15 protein-coding genes are annotated in these 14,820 nt (G+C 74.2%); 11 read left to right on the top strand and 4 right to left on the bottom strand.

Annotation, left to right across the window (positions count from 1 at the left end):
• Nucleotides 1–68 precede the first annotated feature (68 nt).
• A complete protein-coding gene (locus tag PKE99_RS20825; protein WP_156067352.1) occupies nucleotides 69–1,649 on the top strand; it encodes a DNA recombination protein RmuC in 1,581 nt (526 codons plus the stop codon).
• Nucleotides 1,646–2,248, top strand: coding sequence for a DUF6542 domain-containing protein (locus tag PKE99_RS20820; protein WP_051737073.1), 603 nt, complete (start codon nucleotides 1,646–1,648; stop codon nucleotides 2,246–2,248). Before PKE99_RS20825 ends, PKE99_RS20820 begins: the two co-directional genes overlap by 4 nt.
• Here the strand turns inward: PKE99_RS20820 and PKE99_RS20815 are convergent.
• Nucleotides 2,178–3,146 carry a 4-hydroxy-3-methylbut-2-enyl diphosphate reductase gene (locus PKE99_RS20815; protein ID WP_037042981.1) on the bottom strand — a complete coding sequence of 323 codons (969 nt, stop codon included), beginning with the start codon at nucleotides 3,144–3,146 and terminating at the stop codon, nucleotides 2,178–2,180. The two genes, PKE99_RS20820 and PKE99_RS20815, sit on opposite strands and share 71 nt — an antisense overlap.
• A 102-nt stretch (nucleotides 3,147–3,248) precedes the next feature.
• On the opposite strand from PKE99_RS20815, the gene PKE99_RS20810 reads away from it, so the two are divergent.
• The 3 genes from PKE99_RS20810 to PKE99_RS20800 are packed head-to-tail and all read left to right on the top strand — an operon-like array spanning nucleotide 3,249 to nucleotide 5,363.
• The gene (locus tag PKE99_RS20810; RefSeq protein ID WP_037043215.1) at nucleotides 3,249–3,920 is read left to right on the top strand and encodes a lipid droplet-associated protein; all 672 of its coding nucleotides are present in this window, start codon (nucleotides 3,249–3,251) and stop codon (nucleotides 3,918–3,920) included.
• Nucleotides 3,917–5,152: an exodeoxyribonuclease VII large subunit gene (xseA, locus tag PKE99_RS20805; protein WP_037042983.1), complete on the top strand. Its 1,236-nt coding sequence runs from the start codon at nucleotides 3,917–3,919 to the stop codon at nucleotides 5,150–5,152. The genes PKE99_RS20810 and xseA overlap by 4 nt, the downstream gene beginning before the upstream one ends.
• Entirely contained in the window at nucleotides 5,145–5,363 is a 219-nt protein-coding gene (locus tag PKE99_RS20800) for an exodeoxyribonuclease VII small subunit (protein ID WP_037042985.1), read from the top strand. Before xseA ends, PKE99_RS20800 begins: the two co-directional genes overlap by 8 nt.
• A gap of 23 nt (nucleotides 5,364–5,386) precedes the next feature.
• Here the strand turns inward: PKE99_RS20800 and PKE99_RS20795 are convergent, their stop codons facing one another.
• Nucleotides 5,387–6,016: a DUF4245 domain-containing protein gene (locus PKE99_RS20795; RefSeq protein ID WP_051737074.1), complete on the bottom strand. Its 630-nt coding sequence runs from the start codon at nucleotides 6,014–6,016 to the stop codon at nucleotides 5,387–5,389.
• A gap of 196 nt (nucleotides 6,017–6,212) precedes the next feature.
• Between PKE99_RS20795 and glpX the strand changes: the two genes are divergently transcribed.
• Nucleotides 6,213–7,262 (top strand): class II fructose-bisphosphatase, encoded by a 1,050-nt coding sequence (glpX, locus tag PKE99_RS20790; protein WP_037042987.1) that lies wholly within the window; start codon nucleotides 6,213–6,215, stop codon nucleotides 7,260–7,262.
• A 235-nt stretch (nucleotides 7,263–7,497) separates the two neighbouring features.
• Here glpX and PKE99_RS20785 read toward each other — a convergent pair whose 3' ends face one another.
• Complete coding sequence (locus PKE99_RS20785; RefSeq protein ID WP_156067356.1) at nucleotides 7,498–8,268, bottom strand: helix-turn-helix transcriptional regulator; 771 nt, start codon at nucleotides 8,266–8,268, stop codon at nucleotides 7,498–7,500.
• A gap of 206 nt (nucleotides 8,269–8,474) precedes the next feature.
• Here PKE99_RS20785 and PKE99_RS20780 point away from each other — a divergent pair, with 206 nt between their 5' ends.
• The gene (locus tag PKE99_RS20780; protein ID WP_037042988.1) at nucleotides 8,475–9,893 is read left to right on the top strand and encodes a class II fumarate hydratase; all 1,419 of its coding nucleotides are present in this window, start codon (nucleotides 8,475–8,477) and stop codon (nucleotides 9,891–9,893) included.
• Here PKE99_RS20780 and PKE99_RS20775 read toward each other — a convergent pair.
• The gene (locus PKE99_RS20775) at nucleotides 9,890–10,642 is read right to left on the bottom strand and encodes a helix-turn-helix transcriptional regulator (RefSeq protein ID WP_051737076.1); all 753 of its coding nucleotides are present in this window, start codon (nucleotides 10,640–10,642) and stop codon (nucleotides 9,890–9,892) included. The genes PKE99_RS20780 and PKE99_RS20775 overlap by 4 nt on opposite strands.
• Before the next feature lie 310 nt (nucleotides 10,643–10,952).
• Between PKE99_RS20775 and PKE99_RS20770 the strand changes: the two genes are divergently transcribed.
• Genes PKE99_RS20770 through PKE99_RS20755 form a run of 4 tightly spaced genes read left to right on the top strand, consistent with a single transcriptional unit; the run spans nucleotide 10,953 to nucleotide 14,820 of the window.
• Entirely contained in the window at nucleotides 10,953–12,104 is a 1,152-nt protein-coding gene (locus PKE99_RS20770) for an ABC transporter substrate-binding protein (RefSeq protein ID WP_051737077.1), read from the top strand.
• 3 nt (nucleotides 12,105–12,107) lie between these two features.
• On the top strand, nucleotides 12,108–13,016 hold the full coding sequence (locus PKE99_RS20765) for an ABC transporter permease (protein ID WP_051737078.1): 909 nt from the start codon (nucleotides 12,108–12,110) through the stop codon (nucleotides 13,014–13,016).
• Nucleotides 13,013–13,828, top strand: a complete 816-nt coding sequence (locus PKE99_RS20760; protein WP_037043226.1) for an ABC transporter permease — start codon at nucleotides 13,013–13,015, stop codon at nucleotides 13,826–13,828. The genes PKE99_RS20765 and PKE99_RS20760 overlap by 4 nt, the downstream gene beginning before the upstream one ends.
• Entirely contained in the window at nucleotides 13,825–14,820 is a 996-nt protein-coding gene (locus PKE99_RS20755) for an ABC transporter ATP-binding protein (RefSeq protein ID WP_051737080.1), read from the top strand. Before PKE99_RS20760 ends, PKE99_RS20755 begins: the two co-directional genes overlap by 4 nt.

The raw sequence follows: 14,820 nt of genomic DNA, 5'->3' as shown, positions 1-14,820 counted from the left end.
TCGCCACTCACGATCGGCCAGGGCGTCGATGCGCGATTTTGTCGGGGGTCGGGTGCACCCTGCTGATCGTGGATCTCTCGAACGTGTTGCCGCTCCTGCTCGCCGGGCTCCTCCTGGGCCTGGCGATCGGGGGCGGCCTGGCGTGGCTGCTGGCCGGGGCGCGGCACCGGGTCGCCACGGCGGAGGCCGCCCGCGCCACCGCCACCGCATCGGCCGGCGCCCGGGCGGAGGCCGCGGCGTTCAAGGCCGAGCGGACCGGGCTGCTGGAGCGCATCGAGGAGCTGCACGAGGAGGTGCGCACCGCCACCGAGCGGCTGCGGCGCGCGGAGTCGGACGTGTCGGCCACCCGGGCCGCGCTGAGCAGCGAGCGCGAGGCGGCGCTGGAGCGCGAGCGGCTGCTCACCGCGCGGGACGCGGAGCTGCGTGAGACGTTCCGGGCGCTCTCGGCGGAGGCGTTGTCCCGCAACAACGAGCAGTTCGTGAGCCTCGCCGAGGGCCGCATCCGGGAGGCGGCCGCCGCACTGCACGCCAAGGCGGAGCAGGACGAGGCCGCCCGCTCCACCGCGATCGGCAAGCTGCTGGACCCGATGGCGGCGGCCCTGCAGCGCGTCGAGGGCCAGCTGCGCACCGTCGAGCGCGAGCGGGAGGCGGCGTACGCGGGACTCGTCGAGCAGGTCAAGGCCATGGCGCAGAACTCGGAGAAGCTGCGCGGCGAGACCCGGCAGCTGGTCACCGCGCTGCGCGCGCCGCAGGTCCGCGGGCGCTGGGGCGAGCTGCAGCTGGAGCGGATCGTGCAGCTCGCGGGCATGGTCGAGCACTGCGACTTCGCCACCCAGGTCTCCGGCGAGGGCGCGGCCGAGGGCCAGGGCGGGGTGCGGCCGGACATGCTCGTGCACCTGGCCGGCGGGAAGCAGATCGTGGTCGACGCCAAGGTGCCGTTCGCGGCGTACCTGGAGGCCGTGGAGACCGAGGACCCGGCAGTGCACCGCGAGAAGCTGCAGTCGCATGCGCGGCAGCTGCGGGCGCACGTGGACCAGCTGTCCGCGAAGGCCTACTGGGCGGCGTTCGAGCCGACGCCGGAGTTCGTGGTGCTGTTCGTACCGGGCGACCCGTTCCTGGAGGCGGCGCTGCGGGCCGACCCCGCGCTGCTGGAGCACGCCTTCGGGCGCAACGTCGTCATCGCCACCCCCACCACGTTGATCGCGCTGCTGCGCACCGTCGCGTACGGGTGGCGGCAGGAGGCGTTGGCCCGCAACGCCGCGCAGGTGCACCAGCTGGGCCGGGAGCTGCACGGCCGGCTCGCCACGATGGGTATGCACGTCGCCAAGCTCGGGCGCAGCCTCGACGGCGCGGTCGAGAGCTACAACCGCACCGTCTCCTCGCTGGAGGCGCGCGTGCTCGTCACGGCCCGGCGGCTCACCGAGCTCAAGGTGTCCGAGGGCGACCTCGAGGCGCCGGCGCCGGTCGAGCGGGTGCCGCGGGCCGTGTCGGCGCCCGAGCTGGTCGCCTCCGCGGGCGAGTCGCTGATCGCACTGCACGAACTGGTGCCCGAACCGGGAGCGCGGGAGGCCACCCGGGAGGGTGACGGCGGCGGATGGCAGGCGCGCGAGCAAGGCCCGGAGGGGCCACGGGCTACCGTGAACGGGTGACGTCGCGCGACCCCTCCCCGCGGTCCTCCGGCGGTTGGCCGGTCACCGAACGGTCCGCGTTGGCCACGGTCCTCGGCATCCCGCCCCTCGCGGCGATCGCGCTCGCCGTGGTGCTCACCGCGCTGGGCGTGTTCGTCGACGTGCTGCGGATCGGCACCCTCGGCGTGATCTTCGGGATCGCCTACGTGGTGGGCTGCGTCCTCGCCGTGGGCTGGGTGCGCCGCCGCAACCTCTTCGGCCCGATGGTGCAGCCGGCGCTGCTGGTGGCGGTGCTGGTGCCGGTGATCGTGCTGCTGGTCGGCCAGACCGGACCCGGGCTCACCGAGACCGTGCTCATGGTCGGGGCACCGCTGGTCAACGGCTTCCCGATCATGGCGGTGGCCACCGGGCTCACGCTGCTGATCGGTCTGCTGCGGCTGATCGTGCAACGCACCGGCCCGGACGACGCCGTCAGCCGGCTCGGTCGCCTCGGGGTGCGCGGCCGGGACCGGGACCTGCCGGACGACGAGGAGGAGGACGAGCCGCGGGTCAGCGGCCGGCGCGGCTCGGCCGGAGCTCGCGGGGCAGGGCGAAGGTCAGGGTCTCCTCGGCGGTCGTGACCTCCTCGACCGACTCCCAGCCGCGCTCGGCCAGGAAGTCGAGGACCCCGCGCACCAGCACCTCGGGCACCGAGGCACCGCTCGTCACGCCGACGGTCCGCACGCCCTCGAGCCAGGACTCGTCGATCTCGCGGGCGTAGTCGATCAGGTGCGAGGCGCCGGCCCCGGCCTGCAGGGCGACCTCGACCAGCCGCACCGAGTTCGACGAGTTCGGCGAGCCGACGACCAGCACGAGGTCGCAGTGCGGGGCCATGGCCTTCACCGCGACCTGGCGGTTCTGGGTGGCGTAGCAGATGTCGTCGCTCGGCGGGTTCTGCAGCGTCGGGTAGCGCTCGCGCAGCGCCCGGACGGTGTCCATGGTCTCGTCGACCGAGAGCGTGGTCTGCGAGAGCCAGACGACCTTCTCCGGGTCCCGCACGGTGACCTTCTCCGCGTCGGCGGCGCTCTCCACCAGCTGGATGTGGGTGGGCGCCTCGCCGGAGGTGCCCTCGACCTCCTCGTGGCCCGCGTGCCCGACCAGCAGGATGTCGTAGTCCTCGCGGGCGTACCGCTTGGCCTCCTGGTGCACCTTCGTGACCAGCGGGCAGGTGGCGTCGATGGTCTGCAGCGAGCGCGCCTTGGCCTCGTTGCGCACGTCGGGCGACACCCCGTGCGCGGAGAAGACGACGATCGCGCCCTCCGGCACCTCGCTCGTCTCGTCGACGAACACGGCGCCGCGCTCGCTCAGCGTCTCCACGACGTGCTTGTTGTGCACGATCTGCTTGCGCACGTACACGGGCGCGCCGTGCTGCTCGAGCGCCTGCTCGACCGCCTCCACCGCGCGGTCCACGCCCGCGCAGTACCCGCGGGGCTTCGCGACGAGGACGCGCTTGCCGTCCGATCCGGCGGTACCACTCATGTCGACCAGGGTACGGGCGCCCGATCCCGGGCGCCGTGGGATGTGGGTGAGGTGACCCGCCCCGTGCTGCGGGGGGCGCCGATCACGGGGGACAATGCGTCCATGAGCCCGCTCCCGATGCCGGTGCGGATCGCCGCCGGCCTGGCCGCCACCGCCGTCGAGCAGGTCCGCGAGCTGCCGCGGCTGGTCGTCGAGTTCCCCGTGACCGCGGTCAGCCAGGCCCTCCAGGCGTCCATGCGCGTGCAGCAGAAGGTCACCGAGCTGGCGATCAAGGGCGACAAGGCCCTCGGTGCGTTCGGTCAGGCCCCGGAGGCCCCGGCCTGGGCGACCTTCGACGACGAGGTGGACGACACCGCGACCAACGGCCACGCCCCCGCGTCCCCGATCACGCCCAGCACCGATCTCGTGCCCGCGCCCTCGACGGACGTCGAGCCCGCCGTCGACCCCGCCGTCGAGCCCGAGCGCGCCGACGAGCCGGCCGCGGGGCGGCTCGAGGACCGTGTCGAGGGCGACCACCTCGCGCAGCCCGGCGACACCGTGGCCGGCGCGGCGATCGAGAGCATCGCCGAGCAGACCCTGGGCGACGAGGCCGACACCCCGCCCGCGGTGCTGCCCGAGTACCCCGGCATGAACCTGCACCAGCTGCGCGGCAAGCTGCGCAAGCTCGACCTGGCCGGCCTGCAGGCGCTGCTGATCTGGGAGACCTCGCACGAGAACCGGCCGCCCTTCGTCACGATGCTGTCGAACCGGATCACCACGGTCCGGGAGGGATGAGCGCCGGCCCGTCGACCGAGGAGTCGCCCTGGCCGGTCCGGACGGTCGCGCGGAAGATCTCCGAGTGGATCGACCGGCTGGGCGCGGTCTGGGTCGAGGGCCAGCTCGCACAGGTCACCGCACGCGCCGGCACGGGGACCGCGTTCCTGACCCTGCGGGACCCGGTGGCGAACGTGTCGCTGCAGCTCACGGCTCCGATGGCGCTCGTCGCCGAGCAGCGCGAGGTGGTCGCCGAGGGCAACCGGGTGATCGTCCACGGCAAGCCCTCGTTCTTCCCGGGCCGCGGCACGCTGAGCCTGCGCGTGGACCGGATCCGGGCGGTCGGGCTGGGTGAGCTGCTGGCCCGCATCGAGCGGCTGCGCCGGCTGCTGGCCGCGGAGGGCCTGTTCGATCCCGCCCGCAAGCGCCGGCTGCCCTTCCTGCCGCAGCGGATCGGGCTGATCACCGGCCGGGCGTCGGCGGCGGAGCACGACGTCGTCAGCAACGCCCAGGCCCGCTGGCCGGCGGTGGAGTTCCGGATCGAGAACACCGCCACCCAGGGCGGGCTGGCGGTCGGGCAGATCGTCGAGGCGCTCGAGATCCTGGACCGGGACCCGGCGGTCGACGTCATCGTGCTCGCCCGCGGCGGGGGCAGCGTCGAGGACCTGCTGCCCTTCTCGGACGAGACGCTGTGTCGCGCCGTCGCCGCCTGCCGCACGCCGGTGGTGTCGGCGATCGGGCACGAGCCGGACACCCCGCTCGTCGACCACGTCGCCGACCTGCGGTGTTCCACCCCCACCGAGGCGGGCCGCCGGCTGGTGCCGGACCTCGCCGAGGAGATCGCGCGGATCACCGGGCTGCGCGACCGCGGCCGCCGCGCGCTGCACGGCTGGGTGGACCGCGAACAGCGGATGCTCGACGCGCTGCGGGCCCGGCCCGTGCTCGCCGACCCGTTGCGCGACATGGCGCGCCGGCACGAGGAGCTGGAGCGGCTGCGGGCGGCGACCCGCGCCGCCGTGGAGCGGCGGGTGGAGCGGGACTGCACCGAGATCGCGCACCTGCGGGCACGGCTCACCGCGCTCGGTCCGGGCGCGACGCTCGCCCGCGGCTACGCGATCGTCCAGCGGGTCACGGGCGACGAGATCCTGCCGGTGCTGCGCTCGACCGCCGAGGTCGCACCGGGCGACCGGCTGCGGATCAGGGTCGGCGACGGGACCGTGCGGGCGGCCGTGGAGGATGGCCGCGATGAGTGAGCGTCCCCCGGTGGCCGGGCTCGGCTACGAGCAGGCCCGCGACGAGCTGGTCGAGGTCGTGCGCGCCCTGGAGACGGGCGGGCTGGGCCTCGACGAGACCGTCGCGCTCTGGGAGCGGGGCGAGGCGCTGGCCAAGCGCTGCGAGGAGTGCCTGGCCGGGGCGCGGGAGCGGGTGGAGAAGGCCCTCGCCGACGCCGAGGCCGAGGACTGACCCACGGGTCGGCGGTGCCCGCCTCAGTTCTGCTCGGCGCCGGCCGGCAGGAGCCGGCCGGCCACGGTCGCCCGGGCCAGGGCGCCGAAGTCCGCGTCCGTGCCGCTGCCGGTGACGAGCCAGCGGACCTGCGGGTCGTCCGGCGCGGTCGTGACGCGGAAGGGCTCGCCGCCCTCCTTCTGGTAGGTGACCCAGCGCAGCCCGGCGGCGTCGGTCACCCCGGTTCCGGCCAGCGGGCCGCCGGCCTCGGTGGCGACGAGGGCCTCCTCGCCGCCGTCGCTCTGCACGAGCCGCAGGTACTTGCCCTCCGGGGTGAGGTACCCGACCCGGACCGCGGTGCCACCGCCGTCGACCGGGCTGCGGTCGGTGGAGTTGCTCCGCCAGCCCTGCGGGACGGCGGGGACGCGCAGCGGGAACTCGGAGGCCCGGGCGAACTCCGCGAGCCGGGCCGCCGCGTCGACCGTGGGCACGCTGTTCGGGTCGACCGTCGGGCCGCCGGGCGCGAACGAGCAGGAGCGCACCCCGCCGCCGACCGCGACGACCACCAGCAGGACCGCGAGGCACATCAGCATGTCCCGGGCGCGCAGCGATCCGCGCGGCGGCTTGCCCGGGGGCGGCGGGCCCTGCGGGGCGGGGGACGGGTCGGCGCTCACGCCTCCATGGTCCCCCACCGCGCGCGGCGATGTGCATGGCGTCCGTCGCTCTGCACCCCGTGCGGCGTCCGGTTCTGCGAGGATCGGACCCGGATCCCCCGCCGCCGCCGAGCCCGCCGCGCGTGACGGGGCCGGGGGTCGGCCGCGTTCGCCGACCCCCGCGATGCGACCGGTGAACCCGAGCCAAGGAGGCCCGATGACTGGACCCAAGCCCGAGCGACGCCGCGAGGCCCCGGACCGCAACCTGGCCATGGAGCTGGTGCGCGTCACCGAGGCCGCCGCGATGGCGGCGGGGCGCTGGGTCGGCCGCGGCGACAAGAACGGCGGCGACGGGGCGGCCGTCGACGCCATGCGCCACCTGATCGGGACCGTGTCGATGCGCGGGATCGTGGTGATCGGCGAGGGCGAGAAGGACGAGGCGCCCATGCTCTACAACGGCGAGCAGGTCGGCAACGGCGAGGGTCCCTGGTGCGACGTCGCCGTCGACCCCATCGACGGCACCACGCTGATGGCCAAGGGCATGCCCAACGCGCTGGCGGTGCTCGCGGTCGCCGAGCGGGACGCGATGTTCGACCCCTCGGCCGTGTTCTACATGGAGAAGCTCGCCGTGGGGCCGGATGCCGCGGGCGCCATCGACATCAGCAAGCCGGTGGGCGACAACATCCGCGCGGTGGCCAAGGCCAAGGAGATCGACGTCCGGGACGTCACGGTCACCATCCTCGACCGCCCGCGGCACGAGCAGCTGGTCGCCGACGTGCGCGACACCGGCGCGCGGATCCGCTTCATCTCCGACGGCGACGTGGCCGGCGCGATCGCCGCGGCCCGCCCGAGCACCGGCGTGGACATGCTCGTGGGCATCGGCGGCACCCCGGAGGGGATCATCGCCGCGGCCGCGCTCAAGTGCATGGGCGGCGAGATCCAGGGCCGGCTCTGGCCGAAGGACGACGAGGAGCGCTCCAAGGCGATCGCCGCGGGCCACGACCTCGACCGCGTGCTGACCACCAACGAGCTCGTGACCGGCGAGAACGTGTTCTTCTGCGCCACCGGCGTCACCGACGGGGACCTGCTGCGCGGCGTGCACTACCGCGCCGGCGGCTGCACCACGCAGTCCATCGTCATGCGGTCCAAGTCCGGCACGGTCCGGCTGATCGACGGCTACCACCGGCTCACGAAGCTGCGCGAGTACGCGTCGATCGACTTCGACAGCCCCACCCACGAGGACGTCGAGGCCCCGCCGCTGCCCTGACGGCGCGCGGCGCAGGACGTCCTCTCGGGGTGTCCGGTGCGGGGCCGTGCCCTGCCCCGCACCGGATCGGACACCCGTCGGGTGCCACCCCTGGGCCGCCGCCCCTCCGGCGGCTCGACCTCATCGTGCTCCTACCCCCCGACGGGGGCATCGACAACTTTGCGTATCCGGCCGTTCGGCCGAACGAGGGAGGCTGATCGCCTCTCAGGGCCACCTACGGGCAGGTCCGCTCGGCTCAGGCGGCGACCAACCCAAGCCGTTGTGCGGCCAGCACAGCGGTGAGCCGGTCCGCCACCCCGAGCTTGGAGTAGCAGCGCTCGAGGTGCTTGTGCACGGTGCGCTCGGCGATGTTGAGCCGCCGCGCGATCGCCCCCGCGGTCAGTCCCTCGGCCAGCAGGCCCAGCACCGAGCGCTCACGCGGGGTCAGGCGGATGGCGCTGGCGACGTCCCGGCCCGACGCCGAGGCGTTGCGCAACGCGGCGGAGTAGGCGCGGGCCTGCCGGTCGAGCCCGACGACGAGGCGCCAGATGCGGTCCGCGAGCCGCAGCTCGGACGGGGAGAAGACCTCGGGCCTGCCGACCACCAGCAGGCGCGGGTGATCGGCCCCGCCGGTGGGCAGGCACAGCTGCTCCGCCACACCGCAGGCCTGTGCCAGCGCCGCCCCCTCGCCGTACACGCGCCGGTCCGTGAAGCGCCCCGGGACGTCGGCGAGCTGGACCGGCCGGACGTCCGCGGTCGCCAGAAAGTACCGGGCGATCGGGTTCTCCACGGCGTGCGAGGCGCTCCACGTGAGCATGTCCTCGCGGTGCCCCTCGAGGGTGGCGTCGAGCGGGTAGATCTCCCCGTCCGCCGTGCCGTCCGCGGCGAGCTCGGCGGTCCCCACGGCCGGCGCCTCGAACGTCTCCTGCAGCAGTCTCGTGACGCGATCCAGCGGCAACTCCGTCAGCGGCTCCCGCAACAGCTCGGCGGTGAACTCAAGCCAGTCCCCGTCGTCCCGACCCGTCATGGCGTTCTCGACCCCCTCCGTCGACACCGCCTGCGTAATGGCTCCGATACGGAGAGCTGATCGTTACCGCTGCACATACCCCGTCGGCCGATTCCGCCCGCCCGGTCCAAGACCCTGCGCCGGGCGCGCGGCGGGGATACCACGGACGATGTAATCCCGGCCATCGGACCGAGCGGTAAGGACACCCTCAGGCGGAGGATGAGGCCATGAGCGACGACGCGGCCGGCGACACCGGCGACTTCCGCATCGAGCACGACACCATGGGCGAGGTCCGGGTCCCCGCGACCGCCCTCTACCGTGCGCAGACCCAGCGTGCCGTCGAGAACTTCCCGATCTCCGGGCGCGGCCTGGAGCGCGCGCAGATCCGGGCGCTCGGCCTGGTCAAGGGCGCGGCGGCGCGGGTGAACGGGCGGATCGGCGTGCTCGACGAGAAGCTGGCCGGCGCGATCGCCGCCGCCGCCGCCGAGGTCGCCGCGGGCGAGCACGACGGACACTTCCCGGTCGACGTCTTCCAGACCGGCTCCGGCACCTCGTCGAACATGAACGCCAACGAGGTGATCGCGACGCTGGCCAGCCGGGAGTCCGGGCAGGACGTGCACCCGAACGACCACGTCAACGCCTCGCAGTCGTCGAACGACGTCTTCCCGACCACGATCCACCTGGCCGCCACCGAGGCGCTCGCCACGGACGTCGTACCGGCGCTGGAGCACCTGGCGGCGACCCTGCGCACCCGCGCCGAGGACTGGGCCGAGGTCGTGAAGGCAGGCCGCACGCACCTCATGGACGCCGTGCCGGTCACGCTCGGCCAGGAGGCCGGCGGCTGGGCCACCCAGGCCGAGTACGGCGCCGCCCGGGTCCGGGACGTCCTGCCCCGGCTCGGCCACCTGCCGATCGGCGGCACCGCGGTGGGCACCGGGCTGAACGCGCCGGAGGGCTTCGGCGCCGCCGTCGTCGAGGAGTTGCGGTCCGCGACCGGCCTCGACGCGCTGTCCGAGGCGCCCGACCACATCGAGGCGCAGGGCTCGCGCGACGGGCTGGTGGAGGCCTCCGGTGCGCTGCGCACCGTCGCCGTGTCGCTCTACAAGATCGCCAACGACCTGCGGTGGCTCTCCTCGGGCCCGCGCACCGGGCTCGCCGAGGTGCGCCTGCCGGACCTGCAGCCCGGCTCGTCGATCATGCCCGGCAAGGTCAACCCGGTGATCTGCGAGGCCACGATGATGGTCGCGGCACAGGTCATCGGCAACGACGCGACCGTCGCCTTCTCCGGCAGCCAGGGCAACCTCGAGCTCAACGTGATGATGCCGGTCATGGCGCGCAACGTCCTCGAGTCCGCGCGGCTGCTGTCGAACGTCGCGCGGCTGCTCGCCGACAAGGTCGTCGCCGGCGCCGAGGCCGACGTCGACCGCACCCGCGAGTACGCCGAGTCCTCGCCGTCGATCGTCACGCCGCTGAACAAGTACATCGGGTACGAGGAGGCGGCGTCGATCGCCAAGCAGTCGCTCAAGGAGCGCCGCACGATCCGCGAGGTCGTGCTGGAGCGCGGGCACGTGGAGAACGGCAAGCTCACCGAGGAGCAGCTCGACAGCGCACTGGACGTGCTGCGGATGGCCCGCGGAGGCCGCTAGACCAGGTGCAGCGCCTGGGCGCGCAGCACGGCGGAGAGGCGGTCGGTCACGCCGAGCTTCACGTAGCAGCGCTCCAGGTGCTTCTGGACGGTGCGCGGCGAGATGTCGAGCCGCCGCGCGATCGTGCCCGCGGTGAGGCCCTGCGCGAGCAGCCCGAGCACGGCCCGCTCGCGCGGGGTCAGCGGGATCTCCGCCGTGCCCAGGCCCTTGCCGGCGGTCACCACGGCCAACGCCGTGACCTGCCGTTCCAGCCCGGTGAGCAGCCGCCACAGCCGTTCGACGAAGGCCTCCTCGGCCGGGGACCAGGGCTCGGTCCGCCCGAGCACGAACGACCGCGCGAGCCGCGGCGTCGCGCGCAGCGGCAGCGAGAGCTGGTTCGGCGCGGCGCAGGACTCGGCCAGGTCGCGGCCGCCGTCGCTGTTCCAGCGGTCCGTGTACTCGGCCGGGACGCCCAGGGTCTGGCGCGGCACCCAGAGCCCGGAGGCGAGGTGGAAGCGCAGCAGCGGGTGCTCGGCGGGCGCCCGGTACGCGCTCCACTCGGCCAGCTCGGCGAAGTGCTCGCCGAGCCCGCCGTCGAGCCAGACGTGGCGCACCGGCTCGTCGGGCACGACCTCGCTGTAGGTGACCCCGGCGGTCTCGAAGGTGCGGGCGAGCGCCTCGGCCAGCCGGTTCACCGGCATGTCGACCAGCGGCTCCGTCATCAGGGCTGCCACGAGCTCCATCCACTCCCGCTCGGCCCGCGTGCCCATCACCCCTCCTGCCCCGCCCCGAGGGAAGAGCGCGCGTCGCCGTCCGCTGATGCGCCGCGGGGGACTGTTCGGCCGCCGGGCCCGCGGGGTTAACCGCGGGCCCGGTCGACCTTCCCGTCACACCTCGGTAACGGCCCTCCCGGGAAGACGCCCGGAGGTATAGGAGTCTTCTGCGCGCAAGATCGGCCGTCCCCCGGCCGGACGACGCCGCGCCACCCGATCGACGGCCGCCGGCCACCCCGCGGCCGCCCGGACGGGTGAGGCTTCGCCGGGCGGCGCGGGCCGCCGGGAGTGTTCGGTGAGGAGAGCGATGAACGTGCGGAAGAGGTGGGGCCGGGCCGGCGCGCTGGCGGCGTGCGCGGCGGCGGCGGCCCTGGCGGCCACGGCGTGTGTGAGCTCGGGCGGCGGCGGGGGCGGCGGCTCCTCCGAGTCCGGCGGCTGGGCCACGGCCACCTCGGCGCAGGCGGGCGGCGGCATGGACGCGCTCGTGCAGGCGGCGAAGCAGGAGGGCCAGCTCAACGTCATCGCGCTGCCGCCGGACTGGGCGAACTACGGCGCGATCATCAAGGCGTTCGGCGACAAGTACGGGATCACCGTGAACTCGGCGAACCCGGAGGGCTCGAGCCAGGACGAGATCAACGCCGTCAACCAGCTCGGCACCCAGGACCGGGCGCCCGACGTGCTGGACCTCGGCCAGGCCTTCGCCACCGGCAACACCCAGCTCTTCGCCCCGTACCAGGTCGCGACGTGGAACGACATCCCCGCCTCCAACAAGGACGCGAACGGCGCCTGGGTCAACGACTACGGCGGCTACATCTCGATCGGCTGCAACGCGAAGCTGGTCGCGAACTGCCCCACCACGATCGCCGACCTCGCGAAGCCCGAGTACAAGGGCCAGGTCGCGATCAACGGCGACCCGACGCAGGCCGCGGCCGGGTTCGCCTCCGTGTGGGCGGGCGCGCTGGCCAACGGCGGGTCGCTCGACGACATCACGCCCGGCGTGAACTTCTTCGGTCAGCTCGCCAAGAACGGCAACCTGCTGAAGGTCGACCCGAACGCGGCGACGATCGAGAGCGGGCAGACCCCGATCGTCCTGGACTGGGACTACACCAACGTCGCGCAGGCCGAGAAGGTCAAGGCCGCCTTCGAGTGGAAGGTGGCCGTGCCCTCCGACGGGCTGTTCGCGGAGTTCTACTCGCAGGCGGTCAACAAGAACGCGCCGCACCCGGCCGCGGCCCGGCTGTGGCAGGAGTTCCTGTACTCCGACGAGGGCCAGAACTTGTGGCTGGCCGGCAAGGCCCGCCCGGTCCGGCTGCCGCAGATGCAGCAGGCCGGCACCGCCACGCCGGAGCTGGTCGCCGCGCTGCCGCCGGTCCAGGGCACCGCGCAGTATCCGACGCAGGCCCAGACCGACCAGGCCAAGCAGGTGGTCGCCCAGCAGTGGGCCACCGCCACGGCCTGATCCGTGTCCTCCCTCCTCGACACCCCCACCGCCGCTCCCGACGCGCCCGCCGCGCGCCCGGAGCGGCGGTGGCGCGCCGCGCTGGGCCTGCTGCCCTTCGCGCTCTACTTCCTGGTCTTCCTCGGCGGCCCGCTGTACTTCGTGATCAGCGGCGCCTTCACCGACGCCGACGGCCGCCCGACGCTGGGCAACCTCGTCGCGTCCCTGATGTCTCCGCAGTACCTGCTGGCCTTCCGGCAGAGCCTGCTGCTGTCCGCGGTCACGGCCGTGATCGGCGCGGTGTTCGGCACCTTCCTGGCCCAGGCGGTGCTCACGGCGCGGCCGCGCTCACCCTTGCGCCGCACCGTCTCCACCGCCTCGGGCGTGCTCGCCTACTTCGGCGGCGTCCCGCTGGCGTTCGCGTTCATCGCCGCGCTGGGGCAGACCGGGCTGGCGACGGCCTGGCTGCGGTCGGCGGGGATCGACCTGTACGCGTCGGGCTTCCGGATCGACTCGCTGACCGGCCTCGCCCTGACCTACGTCTACTTCCAGATCCCGCTCATGGTCATCCTGATCACCCCGGCGCTGGAGGGCCTGCTGCCGCAGTGGCGGGAGGCGGCGGAGAACCTGGGCGCGTCGGCCTGGTCGTACTGGCGGCTGGTGGCGCTGCCGGTACTGGCGCCCGCCTTCGCCGGCGCCACGCTGGTCCTGTTCGGCAACGCCTTCGCCGCCTACGCCACCGCCCTGGCCCTGACCAGCGGCTCCATCCCGCTCGTGCCGACGGCGATCGCGTCGGCGCTGTCCGGCAACGTGCTCGTCGGGCAGGCCAACGTCGGTCTCGCGCTCGGCCTCGACATGGTGGTGGTGATCGCGATCGTGATGGTCGCGTACCTGTGGCTGCAGCGGCGCGCCGCGCGCTGGAGCCGGCGGTGACGCGGGGGCGGCGCTGGCGGGTCGTCGTGCTCGCCCTGGCCGCGCTCTACTTCCTGGTCCCGCTGGTCGCGTCGGCGGAGTTCAGCCTCCGCGCACCCGGCGGCGGCTACGGCGTCGCGAACTACACCCGCATCGCCGAGGACCCGGTCCTGCTCTCCGCGCTGTTCACCTCGTTGCGGATCGCCGTGCTGACCGCGGTGATCGTGCTGCTGCTGGTGGTCCCGACGGCGGTGTGGGTCCGGCTGCGGTTCCCGTCGCTGGCCGCCGTGCTGGAGAGCGCGACGATCCTCCCGATCGTCATCCCGCCCGTGGTGATGGCGGCCGGCATCGCGTTCGTGCAGGCCAACCTGGGCGGGCCGGTGTTCCGGGCGCTGTTCGACTCCTCGACCAGCGCGCTCACGCCCTTCTACGTGATCCTCGCGCTGCCCTTCGCCTACCGCGCCGTGGACAACGGGCTGGCCGCGATCCCGCTGCGGACCCTCGTCGAGGCCGCCCGCAACCTCGGCGCGGGGATGACGACGGCGCTGGTCCGGGTGATCCTGCCGGCGATCCGCAGCGCGGTGCTCGGCGCCGCCTTCCTCACCCTGGCGCTGGTGCTGGGCGAGATCGTGATCGCGCGGATCCTGCTCTACACCGACACCTTCCCGATCGCCGTCGTGGAGACCGGCCGCAGCGCGGCGGGTGTGTCGGTGGCCCTGTCCCTGGCCAGCCTGCTGCTCACGTGGGTGCTGCTGCTGGCCGTGTCGTTCGTCGGCGGGCGCCGGAGGCGGAGCTTGCGGAGCCGACCATCGGTGCGGAGGAGAACACCGTGACCGCTGTGCAGAAGTCCCCCGCGGAGACGGCGACGGACGCCGCCGTCGAGTTCCGCGGGGTCAGCCGGGTGTTCGGCGAGACCCGCGCGCTCGACGGGCTCGATCTGGCCCTGCGCCGCGGCGAGCTGCTGGCCCTGCTCGGCCCGTCCGGCTGCGGCAAGACGACGGCGCTGCGCCTGCTCGCCGGGTTCGACCGGCCGACGAGCGGGGAGATCCGCATCGACGGGCGGGACGTCACCGGCGTCCCGGCGAGCAAGCGCGACACCGGGATGGTGTTCCAGGCCTACAGCCTGTTCCCGACGATGACGGCGGCGGAGAACGTCGCCTTCGGCCTGCGGATGCGCAAGGTCGGCGGGGCCGAGCGCGGGCGGCGGGCGGCCGAGCTGCTGGAGCTCGTCGGGCTCGGCGACCGCGGCGGCTCCTACCCGCACGAGCTCTCCGGCGGCCAGCAGCAGCGGGTGGCGCTGGCGCGGGCGCTCGCCGTGCGGCCGAGCGTGCTGCTGCTCGACGAGCCGCTCTCCGCGCTCGACGCCCGGGTGCGCGTGCAGCTGCGGGACGAGATCCGCCGGCTGCAGCTCGCGGAGGGCATCACCACGTTGTTCGTCACCCACGACCAGTCGGAGGCGCTCGCTGTCGCCGACCGGGTCGCGGTGCTCAACGCGGGGCGGATGGAGCAGGTCGACGTGCCGCAGGAGGTCTACGCGCGGCCCGCGACCCCGTTCGTCGCCGAGTTCGTGGGCGTGATGAACACGGTCCCCGTGTCGGGCGGCCGGATCACCCCGGGCGCGGCGGAGACCACCCAGGTCCGTCCGGAGGCGCTGCTCGTCGGGGCGCCGGACGGCCTCGCCGGCACGGTGCTGACCAGCACCTTCCTCGGCCCGGTGACCCGCCTGGTGATCCGCACCGAGGTCGGCGAGCTGACCGCCGACGCCGTCACCCGCCCCGGCCTCCCCGCCATCGGCGAGCACACCACGGTCCAGATCAGCGGCTGA

This window comes from Pseudonocardia halophobica (genome assembly GCF_027922425.1).
Classification (GTDB): Bacteria; Actinomycetota; Actinomycetes; order Mycobacteriales; family Pseudonocardiaceae; genus Pseudonocardia; species Pseudonocardia halophobica.
This window is presented reverse-complemented; position numbering and strand designations above follow the sequence as displayed.